This window comes from Citrobacter sp. Cy070, from assembly GCF_030332245.1.
Classification (GTDB): Bacteria; Pseudomonadota; Gammaproteobacteria; order Enterobacterales; family Enterobacteriaceae; genus Citrobacter; species Citrobacter youngae.
Window position 1 is genome coordinate 55,092 of record NZ_JAOWIG010000087.1, and the last position, 17,890, is coordinate 72,981.

A 17,890-nucleotide genomic window follows, 5' to 3' on the forward strand; every position below is an offset into this window, starting at 1 on the left:
CGAAAGGAGGGGAAAGCATGGAAAATACAGGACGTATAATGCCTCGGGAAAAGCTGTTGGCACAGGGGGCAAGCTCGCTGACCGACGTTGAGCTGCTGGCGCTTTTTTTACGCACCGGGATGCTGGGTAAAGATGTCCTGACGCTGGCGAAAGAAATGCTACAACAATTTGATTCGCTTTACGGCCTGTTGTCGGCTGACTACATGGATTTTAGCCTGGTCCAGGGCATTGGCCTTGCGAAGTACGCTCAGCTTAAGGGAATTGCTGAGTTGGCAAGACGTTACTACGACGTGCGGGTGATAGAAGAAAGGTCGATACTTAGCCCGGAAATGGCACGTGAGTTTCTGCAAAGTCAGCTGTCACAAGAAGAGCGCGAGATCTTTTTGGTGATCTTCATGGATTCACAACATCGAGTGATAAAACACAGCAAACTTTTTTCCGGGACGCTTAGTCATGTAGAGGTGCATCCGCGAGAAATTGTCCGCGCAGCGATAAAAATGAATGCTTCCGCGGTGATCCTTGCGCATAATCACCCTTCGGGGTGTGCAGAGCCGAGCAAAGCAGATAAACTCATCACCGAGCGTGTTGTGAAATGCTGTCAGTTCATGGATATCCGGGTGCTTGATCATCTGATAATTGGGCGCGGAGAGTACGTTTCTTTTGCGGAACGCGGTTGGATTTAACGCACTTTACGCGATCCATCGGGATCTTTGTCTGTTCGGGACTTGAGCATAACGCCGGGTCAGCGTATACTACGCCACCTTTGAGAATCTCGGGTTTGGCATTTGGGCCTGGCAATCGAGAGTTCACTTAGAACTATGCGATGACCGGGCTGTAAAGCCTGACGAGGCGCCGATACCCCATACGAAGCTCGAGCTAATTTGATTTTTGGAGAATAGACATGTCCCGAGTCTGCCAAGTTACTGGCAAGCGTCCGGTGACCGGTAACAACCGTTCCCACGCACTGAACGCGACTAAACGCCGTTTCCTGCCGAACCTGCACTCTCACCGTTTCTGGGTTGAGAGCGAGAAGCGTTTTGTCACCCTGCGCGTATCTGCTAAAGGTATGCGTGTAATCGATAAGAAAGGCATCGATACAGTTCTGTCTGAACTGCGTGCCCGTGGCGAAAAGTACTAAGTACTTAAAGAGGAAATAAATCATGGCTAAAGGTATTCGCGAGAAAATCAAGCTGGTTTCTTCTGCTGGTACAGGTCACTTCTACACCACCACGAAGAACAAACGTACTAAGCCGGAAAAACTGGAACTGAAAAAATTCGATCCAGTTGTACGCCAGCACGTACTGTACAAAGAAGCGAAAATCAAATAATTTTCGTTTTGATGTAAAGAAAAACCCTGCCTCGGCGGGGTTTTTTGTTTTCTGGCCGTCCCCATATTAATGAGACCTGATACAGCGCCGGAGATGCTATGCCTGAATTACCTGAAGTCGAAACCAGTCGCCGTGGTATTGAGCCGCATCTGGTAGGGGCGAAGATTTTACACGCCACTGTGCGTAATGGTCGTTTGCGCTGGCCGGTATCCGAGGAAATCTATCGCCTGAGCGATAAACCTGTCCTGAGCGTACAGCGCCGTGCGAAATACCTGCTGCTGGAGCTGACGGATGGCTGGATTATCATTCATCTGGGGATGTCGGGTAGTCTGCGTATTCTTCCTGAAGAACTTCCCGCAGAAAAGCATGATCACGTCGACTTAGTGATGAGTAATGGCAAAGTTCTGCGGTATACCGATCCTCGGCGTTTTGGCGCCTGGCTGTGGACAAAAGAACTGGATGGACATAATGTGCTCGCTCATCTTGGCCCAGAGCCGCTGAGCGACGATTTCAACACTGCTTATCTCCAGCAGAAATGCGCAAAGAAGAAAACGGCGATAAAACCCTGGCTGATGGATAACAAGCTGGTGGTGGGGGTGGGAAATATCTACGCCAGTGAGTCTCTCTTTGCGGCTGGCATTCATCCTGACCGCCTGGCATCATCGCTGTCGAAAGATGAGTGTGAGCTGCTGGTACGCGTTATTAAGGCTGTATTGCTGCGCTCTATCGAGCAGGGTGGAACGACGCTGAAGGATTTTCTGCAAAGTGACGGTAAGCCAGGCTATTTTGCTCAGGAGCTGCAGGTCTATGGGAGAGAAGGCGAACCCTGTCGCGTATGCGGAGCGTCAGTCATTGCGACAAAACACGCTCAGCGTACAACGTTCTACTGCCGTCGCTGTCAGAAATAATATTCATTGCAGGCCGGATAAACCTTGTTGGCTTACCCGGCTAAATGCGCTACTTCAACTTATCCATTAGCGCCTGGTGAACATTTTTCGGCAGGAAGTGGGTCACGTCACCCTGGTGGCGGGCGACTTCTTTAACCAGCGATGATGAAATAAACGACCACTCTTTAGATGGCATCAAAAAGACGCTTTCCAGTTGAGGCATTAAGTGGCGGTTCATGTGTGCCAACTGCATTTCATACTCAAAATCAGCCACGGCACGCAGGCCACGAATCAGAATATTAGCCTGATTATCGCGGGCAAAGTTTGCCATTAAATCGCTAAATCCCATGACTTCTATATTACCCAGATGCGCCGTTGCCTGCTGTGCCAGCTGAACGCGTTCTTCCAGCGTGAACATCGGTTTTTTACTGGGGCTTGCGGCAATTGCCAGGATCACGTGATCAAACATGCTCGTCGCACGTGTCACGATATCAAGATGGCCGTTAGTTATGGGATCGAAGGTTCCTGGATAAATCGCCCGTTTTTGCATGACAGCCCTCAATGCGTTTTGGGTGGCAGGTAAGGTTCCAGCAGCTGCAGCAGACGCTGTAGCGCGCCCTGATTTTGGTACAGTACTTCAACAGCATGGCGACCATAAAAATTACGATAATCTTCATCGGTCAGAAGGGACGAAACCTCTTTCACCAGCGTGGTGACGTCAGTGACGGTGATCAACCCACTTGCCTGTTCCAGTCGGGCGCAAATGTCTTTGAAGTTAAAGGTATGCGGGCCCATCAATACGGGAATGGCATGTGCCGCTGCTTCCAGTGGGTTGTGTCCACCACGCTCAACCAGAGAGCCACCGACAAAAGCAAGATCGGCAATTCCGTACAGTAGCATCAGCTCACCCATCGTGTCGCCAATAACCACCTGGGTACTTGAGGACGGCACTTCGCCTGAAGAACGTGTGGTAAAGCTTAGACCAGCCTGGCGTACGAGGTTAATGGCATCCGGGAAGCGCTCAGGGTGTCTGGGAACCAGAATCAATAAAAGATTCGGGAACTGGTGTAACAGCGCCTGATGAGCAGCGATGATGATGCTTTCTTCCCCGTCATGCGTGCTGGTCGCAATCCATACCGGGCGATGCGGTGCCCACTGGCGTCGCAACGTAACGGCTTTAGCGGCCAGCTGTGGGGTGACAGAAATATCAAACTTCAGGCTACCGGTGACGGTGACCTGATTGCTTTTGGCACCCAATGTAATGAAGCGAGCGCCATCCTCTTCGTTTTGCGCAGCAATCAGCGTAATGCGGCGTAATAGCCTGCTAACAAATTTTCCTAATTTAGCGTAGCCAGCGGCTGAACGAGCGGAAAGGCGCGCGTTGGCGATGACCAGCGGGATATGGCGCTTATGCAGTGCAGCGATCAGATTTGGCCAGAGCTCGGTTTCCATAATTAACACCAGTTTGGGGTCAACTTTATTCAGGAAACGGTTCAACGCATCAGGTAAATCATAGGGAAGATAAATATGTTGAACGTCTGTGCCAAAAGCAGATTGCACGCGCTCCGAACCGGTTGGCGTCATGGTGGTTACCGTGATCGGCAAATCCGGGTAACGATGTCGCAGAGCGCGGACTAATGGGATTGCTGCCAGCGTTTCACCCACGGAAACTGAATGGAGCATGATACCGCCTGGTTTCAGTGGGCGGCGATAAAAACCGTAGCGTTCACCCCAGCGTTTACGGTACGCCGGAGCTTTACGTCCGCGCACCCAAAGCCGTATCCAGATCAAAGGCTGAATAAGGTAGAAAAGGGCGGTGTAAAGCAATTCTAGCATAATAGTAGCTGGCTTATGGATGTGCTGGGGATTCTATGTATTTAACTATGGCTTTACCATCATTTTTGCTGATTTTTTGAGGAAACTGTACGGATCACGAGAAAAGGGGCCTGAGTTGTGTTGTCCCGCTTGGTAATCTCAGCAGTGGAAGGCTAAAAACGGAATGGTTATGGTCATAAAAACCGATCTTTTTATGGAATATGCCAGAAACATAACCATTCCTAAAAGACAATAATATCAATGCATTAGCGTTTTTTCTGTGTTTGGTATTTCTTAACTAAATACTTTACATAGAAAATAAAAGCACCGAAGAGTTGCCCATTGTGTTTTAAATGTGTGCTTTTTCGTGATAGCTGTTTATACGTAGTGGGTGCCAATAAAGGAATATCTTTCCACGGCGAATTCTCTCTGGCTATTTTGAAGTATTCGACTTCAGCATAATATTGTGCCCAGTCATGCCAGGGTTTAGTGACGCCGACATAGTGAATGAATACCGTTTGTGATGTGATTTTAAAGGCATCACCCCCTTTCCTGGCTAACGTATCGATGTTAAAGAATGAATTGAATTTATGGTCCAGGATTTTTACGTGATCATTGAAGAGGACGTTCAACGCATCCTGATCGGGATGTGAGAAACGGTTTTCATTAACCTTTGAAATGACTTGCAGAGTCAAATTAGTATCTTTTAATTCTGAAAGGTTAAAATACATGAAGCCTGAGTTGAAGTACCGGCCTGGATTTATGCCGACAACAGCAGATGTATCGACAAAGCTATCATGGACAGCCATTAATACATTGCCATTAAATTCTTCCGTGAGTAACGAGGCAAGGCTTCCTTTACATATAATATCAGAGTCAAGATATATAATGCTGCTGAGCTTATCGGCAAAGTAATCTATTGCAATAAGTCTGAAATAGATTGAATAATTCCATGCCTTAGATGCAGTAGGTAGATTTTTTAATTCATTATCATCCAGTACATAAAACGTAATGCGGGTATTATATTGGCTTGCCAGGACAGAAAAAAGATGAAGTTGATGTTCGTCAAGATAATTAGTGAAAATATGGAAATGGAAGTTCAGGTCCCGATTATTTAAAAGTACCGATGTAATTGAAACGCCCGTACCGTAAAGAAAGGGTCTGTCAGCGCCATAGGTAATATTGATACATGTGTTTTTTTTATCGTCATTTTCAATATGTGCATTCTTAATATATTTTATTATATTTTCTTTCACATCTTTTTCCTTTTGATTCTTTCAGAGTGCACGCGTGTTTATGTAAGACAAAATGGCGCTCCTGTCGGCATAGAATAGAACAAACTGTAAAGGAAGGAAAGAGATACTTGGTGATTAAATTTCTTTATTAATCATTATGTTATGTGAAAATATTTTTGTGATTAGATTGAGGGTACACAGTGAGAGGAAGAGACTAAAATTAATGGGGGATTTTTACGATGTTATATAATAAGATATGCCCCATAAATCGTGCTAGCGAGTGTTTGTTGTTGATTAACAAGGCAATTTGAAGAAGTGAGATTTGAATTTTATGAATCAAGTAAGATACAGTCAAAATGGTAATATCTTGATTTTAAGCAAAGTTGTATTGGTTTTAATGATTTTTGGGTTATTTACGATAGATAATCAAGGGGTGCTAAATATGACCTCTTTGCTCGCTGTAGTTTTATCTATTTACTATATTAAAGCCAATAAAATAGATATTAAAAACATTGTGCTCGATCTCATGCAGAAGAGAAAACTATTGTTACTCTTCACGTTGTGGTGTGTTTTTTGTATTGTATTTTTCACCTATGAAGATAAATCTCTTGATGCCTTTATCATATTGATAAAAGACTGGCGTTACCCGTTAGTGATGATGTTATTTTTTGGAGCATTCAGTAAGCATATAACCTCACTGAGACAGGTCTTTGTCATTGGGGCGATACTTACTCTATCCTATATTGTCTTAGTAGTGCCGATTTTAAGAATTATAAAAAATAACCAGCAGGAACTGTATCTACAGCTTCGCTATGGTTTCGCATTCTATGTTGTTATGCTATTTCCTTTTGTATTAACAGGAGCGATTTTATTCAAGAATCACTTCCTGAAAACAGTATTATATATCATTTCTGCGCTTGCATTCGTCTTTTTATCATACACCGGGAGCCGCGCAGGGATCTTGGCAGTTGTTGTAGAGATTTTCCTGATTTCATTTCTGGTGAGTAAAACCATCAAGAGATTTATGGCTGCTACCTGTGGTTTGCTATTTATAATGGCTGCTTTGCTTATCGGGGCCTACAACACAGTGGGTCAGGTAAAAATGAAAGTCGATCAAACTCTGCAAATGAATAACGTCACATCCAGTCGTGATGAAATCATCTTAGACCGTTTCCCTTTAGTAATGGAGAATATCAACAATGCCATCTTTGGTATTGGATATGGGAATTCTACATACAATCAGTATTTAGAGGACCATAATGCGCCGAAAAATGGCGGGGTATATTCTGAGCGAAATAACGGCTATAATATAGATGAACCATTTTTTATGATAATTCTTTATAATGTTGGGGCTATTGGTCTCTTCTTATTTACTGCGGCTTTTTTCATTACATTTAAAGACATATATATCCGAGCCAGAAGCCAAAAAGATATTTTTAGCATTTCATTACTGTGCTCTCTTGTTGGCTATATTCTGGTATATTGTTTATTTGAAAAGATGTTCATAAATGTCTTTTTATTATACAGCATAGCCATCCTGATGTTGTATGGCAAAAATGAGCCAGGAAAAATAACAAATTAACATCAAAATGAGCCTATGTGATGTCGTTGAGAATATAGGCTCAATTTTCATAATATGATAAATAGTCTCATATATTGTAAATATTAATTTTCCTCTAATTCACATAGAAAATTTCCATAGATATCGAATTGTCAAGTGAATAGTGGTATAATATAAGCGATAAAATAAGATGGTGTGATCTGCAGTACACAGGTAGCTGTTGAGCCTGGGGCGGTAGCGTGATTTGAAAATTAACAATAACCTGAAAGGGTATAGTGTGAAAAAGATCCTGGTAATAAAAATGCGCTTTCACGGCGATATGTTGCTAACCACACCGGTCATCAGCACGCTTAAAAAAAATTATCCTGATGCTGATATTGATGTTCTACTCTACGAAGATACCATTCCTATTTTATCTGAAAACCCCGATATCCATGCTTTGTATGGCATAAAAAATAAAAAGAGCTCTGCTTTTGAGAAAGCAAAAAATTTCTTAGCGCTGATCAAGGTACTACGTGGCAATCATTATGATTTAGTGGTCAATCTTACCGATCAGTGGATAGTTGCTTTATTGTGTCGTTGTTTGGATTGCCCAATAAAGTTGACACATGATTTCTCGCACAGAAATAAAAAATTCTGGCGCGACAGTTTTACTCATCACGTTCCTCTAAGTGGCGATCATTGGGTTGAGCGTAATTTGTCTGTGTTGATGCCATTAAATTTAAAAGAATCAGTCCCGGTACTGAAAATGGTTTATGGTGAGCAAGTCTGGCAATCTGTTCGGAAAAAACTTCCTCAGGTTGATACCCAGAAGTATGTCGTTATACAGCCTACAGCGAGACAAGAATTCAAGTCGTGGGAGAATGATAGATTCTCCCTGGTGATTGATGCGATACATCATTTGGGGTATCAGGTTGTACTGACTTCTGGACCCGGTGCCAGCGATATTGCCTGCGTCGATGAGATTGCCAGGGCATGTGAAACCAAACCTTTAACTGAAATTGCCGGGAAGACAACATTCCCTGAGCTTGCTGCATTAATTGATCATGCTGTACTTTTTATTGGTGTCGACTCTGCCCCGATGCATATTGCTGCAGCTGTTAAAACCCCCATCATTTGCCTTTTCGGCGCCACCGATCATATCGCCTGGCGACCATGGTCTGATGATGTGGTTCAATTTTGGGCTGGTGATTACCAACCAATGCCAGTGCGTGAAAAACTTGATCGAAGTAAGAAATATTTATCTGCTATACCAGCGGAAGACGTGATTGCAGCCATAGCGTCACGGTTACCTAAACTCGACTAATAAAGCATCCGGATATATAAAATGGTTATTGCTTTCTGTTTGTATAAATATTTCCCTTTTGGTGGGTTACAGCGTGATTTTTTGCGTATAGCGTCGACAGTCGCATCACGTGGACATCATGTTCGGGTTTACACACAATCATGGCAAGGAAATATTCCAGACAGCCTGGAGATCATCATTGTTCCTGTGAGGTCATGCTCCAACAACGGGAAAAATGCTGAGTATCATCGGTGGGTAAGTAAACATCTTGAGAGTAATCCAGCAGATCGGGTTGTTGGGTTCAATAAAATGCCTGGATTAGATGTTTATTATGCTGCTGATGTCTGCTACGCAGAAAAAGTCGCGCAAGAAAAAGGTTTGCTCTATCGTCTGACACCACGATACCGACATTATGCCGCCTTTGAGAAAGCAACATTTGCTGAGGGAAAATCAACACAGCTGTTGATGCTAACAGATAAGCAAATTGCGGATTTTCAGAAGCACTATCATACTGAGTCAACGCGTTTCCATATCCTTCCGCCGGGGATTTATCCTGACAGAAAATACAGCTCTCAGGCAGCAAATTGCAGAGCTAGCTTCAGGAAAGAAAATGATATCAGTGATTCCCAGTATTTAATTATACAAATCGGTTCTGATTTTACCCGTAAAGGTGTCGACAGAACTATCAAGGCGATTGCTTCCTTACCGGAAGCTGTCCGCAAAAAAACGATTCTATTTGTTGTGGGTCAGGATAAGCCTGATCGCTATATAAAGCTGGCAACAGAGTATGGTGTTGCTGACAATATCAAGTTCTTCCCTGGCCGTAATGATGTCTCAGAGTTAATGGCAGCGGCCGATCTATTGATTCATCCGGCATACCAGGAAGCCGCAGGGATCGTGCTGGTTGAAGCAATTGCAGCAGGTTTACCTGTCATAACAACGGCAGTTTGCGGATATGCTCATTATGTTAAAGATGCTGAGTGCGGCATTGTTATTGATGAACCGTTTGAACAAAAATTATTAAATGAAGCTGTTTATTTTTCTTTAACTGACTCAGAGCAGAGAAATGCATGGAAAGAGAATGCACGACACTTTGCTGATACTCAAGACCTTTATAGTCTACCTGAGAAAGCAGCTGATATTATTATAGGTGGTGCCCATGGTTGAATTAAAAGAACCATTTTTATCCTTGTGGAAAGGGAAAGATGCTTTTTCTGAAGTGCAGAAGCTGCAGGGAGAAACATTTAGACAGCTCGAAACGCGTAGAACGATAAGGTTTGAGATTGCAGGTAAAAGCTATTTCCTGAAATGGCACCAGGGAACTAAACTGAAGGAAGTTATCAAAAACTTGTTCTCTTTACGTTTGCCGGTACTCGGAGCTGATAGAGAGTGGAATGCTATACACCGTTTGCAGGAACTGGATGTTGATACAATGCACGGTGTTGGTTTCGGGCAACAAGGTATAAATCCGCTCAACCGTATCTCATTTATTATAACTGAAGATCTGAGCCCGGCGGTTAGCCTGGAAGACTATTGCGCAGATTGGTTGGTGAATCCACCTTCGCGGAAAATTAAAATGGCATTAATTGAGCGTCTTGCCATTATGGTCAGAAGGATGCATCAGGGAGGCGTTAATCACCGTGATTGCTATCTCTGCCACTTCTTATTGCATCAACCGGCCAATTTTGAGGATAATACGTTCAAACTGTCGGTTATTGATCTGCACCGAGCTCAGATAAGAAATGCGGTTCCTGTTCGTTGGCGCAATAAAGATCTGATTGGTTTGTACTTCTCCTCGTTGAACATCGGGTTAACGCAAAGAGACTACTTCAGATTTTTGAAGATATACTTTGAAAAAGACATTAATAAAATTATTCGTGATGAGTCTGATCTCTTTGCAACCTATGCAAAAAAAACTGATAAAATTATTAATCATACATCAAAGAATAAACTATAAATATGAAATAATAGACTTTGTATAGCTACATAGAATAGTTAATTAAGTTTATTCAGCTGGCCAGCAATTGTTAACCTTTATTTCACGATGACTGTGCTGGCTTAATTATATTAGAGGGTTTGAACTCATGTACGTGCTGGTCATTTCGCTTCCTTTTGACGATGCCCGACGAAAACGCGTATCAGATATAATGAATGAATTAAATATCGAGTATTCGTTCGTTGATGCTATCTATGGGAAAAATTTGTCTGCCGAAGAAAAGCGCAAGATACCGTTAACTGACTTTCAGCACAGGGAAAACCATACGCCTACTGATGGTGAACTGGGTTGCTCACTAAGCCATATGAAGGCATTTAAACAGTTTGGGCAGAGTGGACAAGATTGGGTTTGTATTCTTGAGGATGACGCAATAATCGATCAGAATTTTAAGGAATTTATATCGACAATTGATGAAAGTGTTCTCAATAAAAATGCGTTATACCTACTTGGTGGGCAAGATGGTTTAAGGTATAAGAATAAAGTTGTCTTAAATTTGCTTAAACTCAAAAAAATTGGTGGCCAGACCTTCGGCAAAGTCATATTTGGTCATGGATATGTTTTGCGAGCCTGCGGTTATTTGATGAATTCGGTAACTGCTCAAAAACTTGTTTCCCGTTTTGAAAATAACTTTTTCATCATAGATGAATGGGCATATCTGATGCGTCAGGGATATTTTTCTGATATATACCTGGCAAACTTTGTCCATCATCCTGAAGAGTTGTCCGGGAGCTGGTTAGAGAAAGAACGTAAAGAGATAAAGAGTCACAAGAAAAAGCAGAAATCACTTTTCAGACGTAAAATTTCATCCTCATACTGGCATGCCCGACGAATTATTCTTGGGTTATGTTGGTGGAAGTAGATGAACGCAATAATGCTTAATCGTGGATGAAATACGATATAGGGCATAGTTTTAGTCAGCTGCAGATATGTTAAATAGCAAAGCGACTGTATAAGAACGAATTTAACATATCTGCGATACCTGAATAATTACAGCAGCGCTATGTGAGAATAAACTTGAGTGGGTTCAAGCAAAGCAAGCTTTCCTTCCGGGGCACGACATGTGACCTGATTCTTCCCGTATCCCCCAATCAACCCCGGGTCCGTAGGGCCATATAGCGTAACATTCGGCCGATCCAGTGCGGCGGTCAAGTGGCTTAATCCGGTATCAACGGATACCACAAATTTAGCGCCGGCTAATATCCGGGCTACATCCCCAAGACTCATTCGCGGTAAAACATCTACGTAATCAAATCCTTCTGCCAGTCGTCTGGCTCGCGCTTCTTCATGCGGAGCCCCCCATGGGAGCTTAATACGTATTTCTGCGTGATTTAATAAGCCAATGAGCTCCCGCCACTTCGCTTCCGGCCAGTGCTTGTCATCACGAGTGGTGGCGTGCAGGAAGACGGCATACTGCCCTGCATCGGCATTGCGTTCATTCAGAAAATGCTGCGCAATAGCGTAATCCCCCTGCGACTGGGATTTGGTATATCCCAGACTTTTCGCGAACAGCTCACGAGTGCGTTCAACAGCATGCTGTTGTTTGGCGATATGATGCTTACGGTTATAAAACAGACTCGCCAGCGGTTCGCGCGCGGTACTCCAGTCCATACCATGCTTAATGCCATGCGCCAGACGTGTGACCAGCGCGGCGCTTTTTACCAGCCCCTGCGCATCGATAACCACGTCATAGTTCTGTAAACGCACCGCCTCGCGAAAAGCTTTGCGCTCAGCTTTAATGGGGGCGGAAAACCAGGCTTTACGCCAGCGGCGAATCGCCACCGGGATCACACGGTCAACGGTCGGATGCCAGGAGGGGATTTGAGCAAACCCTTCTTCCACTACCCAATCAAACTGAATATCCGCAATGGCCTGCTGCGCATCTGTTAATGCGGGCAACGTATGCAGTACATCGCCCATTGACGATGTTTTAACTATCAGAACCCGCATCCGTCAGACTTCCTCTTGTAACAACAGGTCATTCAGTTCTTCCAGTACGCGCTGAGGTGTGATGTCAATCAGGCTCTGGTGATACCCTTGTGCAGCATCCCCCTTACGCACTTTATGATAGCCCGTAATCAGGCGAATCACGCGAGCTTTGTGGGAGAGTGGTGGAGTGAAATCCGGGCTACTAGGGCCATACAGAGCGACCAGCGGACGATTTAGTGCGGCAGCCACGTGCATCAAACCGGAGTCATTGGTGACCACGGCTTTGCAGGCGGCGAGCAGAATAACGGCCTGCTCCAGCTGCGTTTCGCCCGCCAGATTACGACACCAGGCCTGCTGCTCAACGCTTAACGTTGCCAGGATTTCATTTCCGGCTTCATGATCTTTTGCCGAGCCAAACAGCACAATCTGATGACCTTCGTCGATCAGCTGTTTTGCCAGTTCAGCATAATGGTAGTGTGGCCAGCGTTTCGCCGGACCAAATTCCGCACCAGGGCAAAAACCGATGATGGGGCGTTCGGCAGAAAGGGAGAACTGACTACAGGTCAGAGACTTTTCACCTTCACTGACCTGCAATTGTGGCCACAGCAGAGGCTGCGGCAAATCTTTAGCCGACAGCATCACGCCTTTATCGTAGGCCAGGGCCACATAGCGTTCGACCATCAGCGGCCATGCATCTTTATCCAGCACACGCGCATCGTTCAGCAGACCATAGCGCATTTCGCCACGCCAACCGGTACGATGAGGAATACCCGCGAAGAAGGGTACCAGTGCGGATTTAAACGAGTTCGGCAGGACATACGCGCGATCGTAGCGTTTATCACGCAAACTGTGGCCCAGTTTGCGGCGCTCGCCAATCTCCAGCGCGCCGTGTCCCAGCGGCATGGCGATGGCGTCGTTGACTTCAGGCATACGCGACAGCAGCGGACGGCACCATGCAGGTGCCATCACGTCGATTATGGCCTGGGGATAGCGCGCCTTGAGCGTGCGATAGAGACTTTGCGACATCATCATGTCGCCCACCCAGGACGGGCCAACCACCAGAATCCTCATAGATTGCCTGCCTTAAGCGTCGCGGTTCAGCCAGGCCATATATTCCGTTACGCCTTCAGCAACGGTCTTAAACGGCTTGTCATAGCCCGCAGCGCGCAGGTTAGTCAGATCCGCCTGAGTAAATGCCTGATAGCGGCCCTTCAGTTTTTCCGGGAACGGAATGTACTCAATGCTGCCTTTTTTGTGGTATGCCAGCGTGGCATCCGCGACGGCCTGGAAAGACTCTGCGCGACCAGTACCGAGGTTAAAGATGCCGGAAACCCCGTTTTCCAGGAACCACAGGTTTACTGCTGCAACATCGCCGACATAGACGAAATCACGTTTGAAGTTTTCACTTCCTTCGAACAGCTTGGGTGTTTCGCCGTTATTGAGCTGAGTATTGAGATGGAAAGCGACGCTCGCCATGCTGCCTTTGTGACCTTCGCGCGGTCCGTAGACGTTGAAATAACGGAAGCCAACGATCTGAGAATTTGCTTCTGGCAGGATCTGGCGTACATATTCGTCGAACAGGAATTTTGAGTAGCCATAGACGTTCAGCGGCTTCTCATATTCACGAGATTCGATGAAGTCAGAGGTACGACCGCCGTACGTTGCTGCAGAAGAGGCATACAGGAAAGGAATTTCACGCTCCAGACAGTAGTGCAGCAGCTCTTTGGAGTATTGATAGTTGTTGTCCATCATATACTTGCCATCCCACTCGGTAGTGGAAGAGCACGCGCCTTCGTGGAAAATCGCTTCGATATCGCCGAAATCTTCCCCGGCCATAATCTGGATCAGGAAGTCTTCCTTGTCCATATAGTCAGCAATATTCAGATCCACCAGATTCACAAACTTGGTGCCGTCTTTCAGGTTGTCCACCACCAGAATATCGGTGATGCCTTTGTCATTCAGGGACTTAACGATGTTGCTGCCGATAAAGCCCGCGCCGCCGGTAACGATGATCATAAATGTAACCTTCGAATTATGGAGTCAGAGACAATCTCAGACACGAATACCTCTAATCATATCACTACATGGCTTCGGCTTCAGCAGTACGTCGCGTCATGTGGCGTGTGACATGTGTACTGATTATTGCTTCAGTCATTCTTAATTGAAATAGTTAGGGTCTGGTGGTGTATGATTCACGTCGTAAATGGATGTTCAGGCGCGCGGTGCCGGCTTTTTCGGAGCCATCAACGAATGAATAAGCAAGGTAAAGCACTGTGTTGGGACTGACAATAGTCGTTGGAATGAAAATAATATATGCAACTTAAGAAGATAATTATTACAGGTTATGAAACCAGTGGCCTCGGAGGTATGGAGACGGTATGTATTAATTTGGTGAAGCTGCTGCGAACGCAAGACCCTGATATTGATGTCTCTTTTGTTTTTTTTAAGAAAAATAATAATAGCAATGTCAATAATGACTGGCTCACAGGGCAGCGCTATTGTCATCTATCTTCTAATATAAAAATAACTAAATTAAGAAGACTAAGTTTTGCTTATGGTTTGCGAAAAATTATTCTTCAGGAAAGTCCAGATATAATTGTTTCCCTGGATACGCTTTCATGTTACATCAGTCACGTTGCAAGGAAATATACAAGCAAGCAGGTGAAAATATTTTCATGGTTTCACTTCTCTATTTTTAACTTCTACAAAAATAATTATAAGAAAAAAATCAAGTATATTAATAAAGCTGACTATCATCTTTCAATTAGCTCAGGGATAACTCAGCAGCTCATTGAGATGGGAATAGAAAAAAGCACTATTGCAACGATTTACAATCCCGTTGCGCGATGCGATATCCGTATCCCTACCCCTGAGAAGCATGCCCGGTTTGTGTATGTAGGCAGGGTTGTGGCAGATGGACAGAAAAATGTACGCAGTCTTTTCAACGGGTTGGCTAAACTAAAAGGGAAGTGGTCCTTAGATATTGTCGGCACCGGCCCGGATGTTGATACCTTAACGGCATTAGCTGAAACGTTGGGGATTAGTGGAAATATTCACTGGCATGGTTGGCAGAAATCACCATGGGAATATATTCAAAATACGCTAAAAAATATCACCTGCCTGCTGCTAACTTCTCATTTTGAAGGTTTCGTTATGGTTCTGGTTGAAGCCAGTGCTCACGGTGTTTATGCCATTAGCTCTGATTGCGAAACGGGGCCTGCAGACATTATCAAAGAAGGGATAAACGGTAATTTATACCCTACTGATGAACCGGAAAAATTTGTTTCCTTGCTACAAGGTATTGTTGATGGAAAAACGTTGCCTGCCGGCGAACAGATTCAGCAGGCGATTGAGGAATTCTACGAAGATAACTATATCATTAAGGTTAATAAGGCCTTTGCTATGGCAGGATTTACTCTGGCACCGTCATCAGCGTCTCAGGCCATTGATGACGCGACAACGTAAGTCAGGTTGTGATGCCAGGTCTGTCATTCCTGAAAGGTTATGTGGGTACACGTGATTTATGCTGCATTTTAGACAAGTCATGATGAGTCATCTCGTACAAACCAATAGCATTGGGTAATATGTGCTGAAATTTGCCCAGTCTGGAGAATTGCAATGCGTGGGAATTTTTATAAGCAGTTAACGAACGATCTGGAAACCGCACGCGCGGAGGGGTTGTTTAAAGAAGAGCGCATTATTACGTCTGCTCAGCAGGCTGATATCACCGTGGCTGACGGAAGCCATGTTATTAACTTTTGTGCGAACAACTACTTAGGGCTGGCTAACCACCCGGAACTGATTGCAGCGGCAAAAGCGGGTATGGATTCTCACGGATTTGGTATGGCCTCGGTGCGCTTTATTTGTGGCACTCAAGACACCCATAAGCAACTGGAGCAAAAACTGGCGGCATTCCTCGGTATGGAAGATGCCATTCTTTACTCTTCTTGCTTTGACGCCAACGGCGGCCTGTTCGAAACGCTGCTGGGAGCAGAAGATGCCATTATCTCTGATGCTCTGAACCACGCTTCTATCATTGATGGCGTTCGTCTGTGTAAAGCAAAACGTTTCCGTTACGCCAACAACGATATGGTCGAGCTGGAAGCGCGTCTGAAAGAAGCACGTGAAGCGGGCGCTCGTCATATCCTGATCGCCACTGATGGCGTGTTCTCTATGGATGGTGTGATCGCTAACCTGAAAGGCGTATGCGATCTGGCAGACAAATATGATGCGCTGGTCATGGTTGATGATTCCCATGCCGTCGGTTTTGTCGGTGAAAATGGTCGTGGCTCCCATGAATACTGTGACGTGATGGGTCGTGTGGACATCATCACCGGCACGCTGGGCAAAGCACTCGGCGGCGCATCTGGTGGTTACACTGCGGCACGTAAAGAAGTTGTTGAGTGGCTGCGTCAACGTTCCCGTCCGTATTTGTTCTCTAACTCACTGGCTCCGGCAATTGTTGCTGCTTCCATTAAGGTGCTGGAGATGGTTGAGGCGGGTAGCGACCTGCGCGATCGTCTGTGGGCGAATGCGCGTCAATTCCGTGAGCAAATGTCCGCAGCAGGCTTCACGCTGGCAGGGTCCGATCACGCGATTATTCCGGTAATGCTGGGTGATGCGGTTGTTGCGCAGGCGTTTGCCCGCGAACTGCAAAAAGAGGGGATTTACGTTACCGGATTCTTCTATCCGGTGGTTCCAAAAGGCCAGGCGCGTATTCGTACCCAGATGTCTGCGGCACATACCCCTGAGCAGATTACGCGTGCAGTCGACGCGTTCACACGCATTGGTAAACAACTGGGCGTTATTGCCTGAGGATGTGAAATGAAAGCGTTATCCAAACTGAAAGCGGAAGAAGGCATTTGGATGACCGACGTTCCTGAACCGGAAGTCGGCCATAACGATTTGCTGATTAAAATCCGTAAAACAGCCATCTGCGGGACTGACGTTCACATTTATAACTGGGATGAATGGTCGCAAAAAACCATCCCGGTTCCAATGGTTGTAGGGCATGAATATGTCGGTGAAGTTGTTGGCATCGGCCAGGAAGTTAAAGGCTTCAAAATCGGCGATCGCGTTTCCGGTGAAGGCCACATTACCTGCGGACATTGCCGTAACTGCCGCGGTGGCCGTACTCACCTGTGCCGCAATACCACCGGTGTCGGCGTAAACCGTCCAGGCTGTTTTGCACAATATCTGGTGATCCCGGCGTTTAACGCCTTTAAAATCCCGGACAATATCTCCGATGATTTAGCTTCCATCTTCGATCCATTCGGTAACGCGGTACACACGGCGCTGTCGTTTGATTTGGTTGGCGAAGATGTGCTGGTTTCCGGTGCGGGTCCGATTGGCATTATGGCTGCAGCGGTAGCGAAGCACGTTGGTGCTCGCCACGTAGTGATTACAGATGTTAATGAGTACCGTCTGGAGCTGGCGCGTAAAATGGGCATTACCCGCGCAGTCAACGTCTCGAAAGAGAACCTGACCGACGTGATGGCCGAGCTGGGGATGACCGAAGGGTTCGATGTGGGTCTGGAAATGTCTGGGGCGCCGCCAGCGTTCCGCACCATGCTGGACACCATGAATCACGGTGGCCGTATTGCTATGCTGGGTATTCCGCCATCTGATATGTCCATCGACTGGACGAAAGTTATCTTTAAAGGACTGTTTATTAAAGGTATCTACGGTCGTGAGATGTTTGAGACATGGTACAAAATGGCTGCACTGATCCAGTCTGGTCTGGATTTGTCGCCGATCATCACCCATCGATTCTCCATCGATGAATTCCAGCAGGGCTTTGACGCGATGCGTTCAGGCCAGTCAGGGAAAGTGATCCTGAGCTGGGATTGAATGCGCA

General features: G+C 45.6%; 18 protein-coding genes. 12 read left to right on the forward strand and 6 right to left on the reverse strand.

What is annotated here, in order from left to right:
* Nucleotides 1-17 precede the first annotated feature (17 nt).
* The 4 genes from radC to mutM all read left to right on the forward strand — a co-directional run bounded on the left by radC (nucleotide 18) and on the right by mutM (nucleotide 2,236).
* The gene (gene radC / locus OGY19_RS18600) at nucleotides 18-683 is read left to right on the forward strand and encodes a RadC family protein (RefSeq protein ID WP_061066833.1); all 666 of its coding nucleotides are present in this window, start codon (nucleotides 18-20) and stop codon (nucleotides 681-683) included.
* Nucleotides 684-901: 218 nt separating this feature from the next.
* Nucleotides 902-1,138 (forward strand): 50S ribosomal protein L28, encoded by a 237-nt coding sequence (rpmB, locus tag OGY19_RS18605; protein WP_002436699.1) that lies wholly within the window; start codon nucleotides 902-904, stop codon nucleotides 1,136-1,138.
* A gap of 22 nt (nucleotides 1,139-1,160) precedes the next feature.
* Complete coding sequence (rpmG, locus tag OGY19_RS18610; protein ID WP_003024094.1) at nucleotides 1,161-1,328, forward strand: 50S ribosomal protein L33; 168 nt, start codon at nucleotides 1,161-1,163, stop codon at nucleotides 1,326-1,328.
* A gap of 98 nt (nucleotides 1,329-1,426) precedes the next feature.
* Complete coding sequence (gene mutM, locus OGY19_RS18615; protein WP_061066832.1) at nucleotides 1,427-2,236, forward strand: bifunctional DNA-formamidopyrimidine glycosylase/DNA-(apurinic or apyrimidinic site) lyase; 810 nt, start codon at nucleotides 1,427-1,429, stop codon at nucleotides 2,234-2,236.
* Between the two features lie 49 nt (nucleotides 2,237-2,285).
* Here the strand turns inward: mutM and coaD are convergent, their stop codons facing one another.
* The 3 genes from coaD to OGY19_RS18630 all read right to left on the reverse strand — a co-directional run bounded on the left by coaD (nucleotide 2,286) and on the right by OGY19_RS18630 (nucleotide 5,286).
* Nucleotides 2,286-2,765, reverse strand: a complete 480-nt coding sequence (coaD, locus tag OGY19_RS18620; protein WP_048213718.1) for a pantetheine-phosphate adenylyltransferase — start codon at nucleotides 2,763-2,765, stop codon at nucleotides 2,286-2,288.
* Nucleotides 2,766-2,773: 8 nt separating this feature from the next.
* Nucleotides 2,774-4,051, reverse strand: a complete 1,278-nt coding sequence (gene waaA, locus OGY19_RS18625; RefSeq protein ID WP_048213717.1) for a lipid IV(A) 3-deoxy-D-manno-octulosonic acid transferase — start codon at nucleotides 4,049-4,051, stop codon at nucleotides 2,774-2,776.
* Nucleotides 4,052-4,296: 245 nt separating this feature from the next.
* Complete coding sequence (locus OGY19_RS18630) at nucleotides 4,297-5,286, reverse strand: glycosyltransferase (RefSeq protein ID WP_115601294.1); 990 nt, start codon at nucleotides 5,284-5,286, stop codon at nucleotides 4,297-4,299.
* 310 nt (nucleotides 5,287-5,596) lie between these two features.
* On the opposite strand from OGY19_RS18630, the gene OGY19_RS18635 reads away from it, so the two are divergent.
* From OGY19_RS18635 to OGY19_RS18655, 5 genes are all read left to right on the forward strand, one after another.
* The gene (locus OGY19_RS18635) at nucleotides 5,597-6,847 is read left to right on the forward strand and encodes an O-antigen ligase family protein (RefSeq protein ID WP_115601295.1); all 1,251 of its coding nucleotides are present in this window, start codon (nucleotides 5,597-5,599) and stop codon (nucleotides 6,845-6,847) included.
* Nucleotides 6,848-7,127: 280 nt separating this feature from the next.
* Entirely contained in the window at nucleotides 7,128-8,132 is a 1,005-nt protein-coding gene (gene rfaQ / locus OGY19_RS18640) for a lipopolysaccharide core heptosyltransferase RfaQ (RefSeq protein WP_048213809.1), read from the forward strand.
* A 21-nt stretch (nucleotides 8,133-8,153) separates the two neighbouring features.
* Complete coding sequence (locus OGY19_RS18645) at nucleotides 8,154-9,278, forward strand: glycosyltransferase family 4 protein (RefSeq protein ID WP_115601296.1); 1,125 nt, start codon at nucleotides 8,154-8,156, stop codon at nucleotides 9,276-9,278.
* The gene (gene rfaP, locus OGY19_RS18650; RefSeq protein ID WP_048213714.1) at nucleotides 9,271-10,068 is read left to right on the forward strand and encodes a lipopolysaccharide core heptose(I) kinase RfaP; all 798 of its coding nucleotides are present in this window, start codon (nucleotides 9,271-9,273) and stop codon (nucleotides 10,066-10,068) included. Before OGY19_RS18645 ends, rfaP begins: the two co-directional genes overlap by 8 nt.
* A 127-nt stretch (nucleotides 10,069-10,195) precedes the next feature.
* Nucleotides 10,196-10,966: a glycosyltransferase family 25 protein gene (locus OGY19_RS18655; RefSeq protein ID WP_115601297.1), complete on the forward strand. Its 771-nt coding sequence runs from the start codon at nucleotides 10,196-10,198 to the stop codon at nucleotides 10,964-10,966.
* Between the two features lie 128 nt (nucleotides 10,967-11,094).
* Here the strand turns inward: OGY19_RS18655 and rfaC are convergent, their stop codons facing one another.
* The 3 genes from rfaC to rfaD are packed head-to-tail and all read right to left on the reverse strand — an operon-like array spanning nucleotide 11,095 to nucleotide 14,049.
* Entirely contained in the window at nucleotides 11,095-12,054 is a 960-nt protein-coding gene (gene rfaC, locus OGY19_RS18660) for a lipopolysaccharide heptosyltransferase RfaC (RefSeq protein WP_115601298.1), read from the reverse strand.
* Nucleotides 12,055-12,057: 3 nt separating this feature from the next.
* Nucleotides 12,058-13,104, reverse strand: coding sequence for an ADP-heptose--LPS heptosyltransferase RfaF (gene rfaF / locus OGY19_RS18665; RefSeq protein ID WP_048213711.1), 1,047 nt, complete (start codon nucleotides 13,102-13,104; stop codon nucleotides 12,058-12,060).
* A 12-nt stretch (nucleotides 13,105-13,116) separates the two neighbouring features.
* Nucleotides 13,117-14,049, reverse strand: a complete 933-nt coding sequence (gene rfaD / locus OGY19_RS18670) for an ADP-glyceromanno-heptose 6-epimerase (RefSeq protein WP_003827312.1) — start codon at nucleotides 14,047-14,049, stop codon at nucleotides 13,117-13,119.
* A 297-nt stretch (nucleotides 14,050-14,346) separates the two neighbouring features.
* On the opposite strand from rfaD, the gene OGY19_RS18675 reads away from it, so the two are divergent.
* From OGY19_RS18675 to tdh, 3 genes are all read left to right on the forward strand, one after another.
* On the forward strand, nucleotides 14,347-15,498 hold the full coding sequence (locus OGY19_RS18675; protein ID WP_115601299.1) for a glycosyltransferase: 1,152 nt from the start codon (nucleotides 14,347-14,349) through the stop codon (nucleotides 15,496-15,498).
* 153 nt (nucleotides 15,499-15,651) lie between these two features.
* Nucleotides 15,652-16,848, forward strand: coding sequence for a glycine C-acetyltransferase (kbl, locus tag OGY19_RS18680; protein ID WP_115601300.1), 1,197 nt, complete (start codon nucleotides 15,652-15,654; stop codon nucleotides 16,846-16,848).
* Nucleotides 16,849-16,857: 9 nt separating this feature from the next.
* A complete protein-coding gene (gene tdh, locus OGY19_RS18685) occupies nucleotides 16,858-17,883 on the forward strand; it encodes an L-threonine 3-dehydrogenase (RefSeq protein WP_005120462.1) in 1,026 nt (341 codons plus the stop codon).
* The last annotated feature ends 7 nt before the right edge of the window (nucleotides 17,884-17,890 follow it).

Bases quoted from the DNA above. Each gene is read 5' to 3' on its own strand.
- kbl (WP_115601300.1), top strand. From the start codon at position 15,652: ATGCGTGGGAATTTTTATAAGCAGTTAACGAACGATCTGGAAACCGCA.
- coaD (WP_048213718.1), bottom strand. From the start codon at position 2,765: ATGCAAAAACGGGCGATTTATCCAGGAACCTTCGATCCCATAACTAAC.
- rfaQ (WP_048213809.1), top strand. From the start codon at position 7,128: ATGCGCTTTCACGGCGATATGTTGCTAACCACACCGGTCATCAGCACG.
- OGY19_RS18655 (WP_115601297.1), top strand. From the start codon at position 10,196: ATGTACGTGCTGGTCATTTCGCTTCCTTTTGACGATGCCCGACGAAAA.
- rfaC (WP_115601298.1), bottom strand. From the start codon at position 12,054: ATGCGGGTTCTGATAGTTAAAACATCGTCAATGGGCGATGTACTGCAT.
- mutM (WP_061066832.1), top strand. From the start codon at position 1,427: ATGCCTGAATTACCTGAAGTCGAAACCAGTCGCCGTGGTATTGAGCCG.
- waaA (WP_048213717.1), bottom strand. From the start codon at position 4,051: ATGCTAGAATTGCTTTACACCGCCCTTTTCTACCTTATTCAGCCTTTG.
- tdh (WP_005120462.1), top strand. From the start codon at position 16,858: ATGAAAGCGTTATCCAAACTGAAAGCGGAAGAAGGCATTTGGATGACC.
- OGY19_RS18645 (WP_115601296.1), top strand. From the start codon at position 8,154: ATGGTTATTGCTTTCTGTTTGTATAAATATTTCCCTTTTGGTGGGTTA.
- OGY19_RS18635 (WP_115601295.1), top strand. From the start codon at position 5,597: ATGAATCAAGTAAGATACAGTCAAAATGGTAATATCTTGATTTTAAGC.
- OGY19_RS18675 (WP_115601299.1), top strand. From the start codon at position 14,347: ATGCAACTTAAGAAGATAATTATTACAGGTTATGAAACCAGTGGCCTC.
- rfaP (WP_048213714.1), top strand. From the start codon at position 9,271: ATGGTTGAATTAAAAGAACCATTTTTATCCTTGTGGAAAGGGAAAGAT.
- rpmB (WP_002436699.1), top strand. From the start codon at position 902: ATGTCCCGAGTCTGCCAAGTTACTGGCAAGCGTCCGGTGACCGGTAAC.
- rfaF (WP_048213711.1), bottom strand. From the start codon at position 13,104: ATGAGGATTCTGGTGGTTGGCCCGTCCTGGGTGGGCGACATGATGATG.
- radC (WP_061066833.1), top strand. From the start codon at position 18: ATGGAAAATACAGGACGTATAATGCCTCGGGAAAAGCTGTTGGCACAG.
- rpmG (WP_003024094.1), top strand. From the start codon at position 1,161: ATGGCTAAAGGTATTCGCGAGAAAATCAAGCTGGTTTCTTCTGCTGGT.
- rfaD (WP_003827312.1), bottom strand. From the start codon at position 14,049: ATGATCATCGTTACCGGCGGCGCGGGCTTTATCGGCAGCAACATCGTT.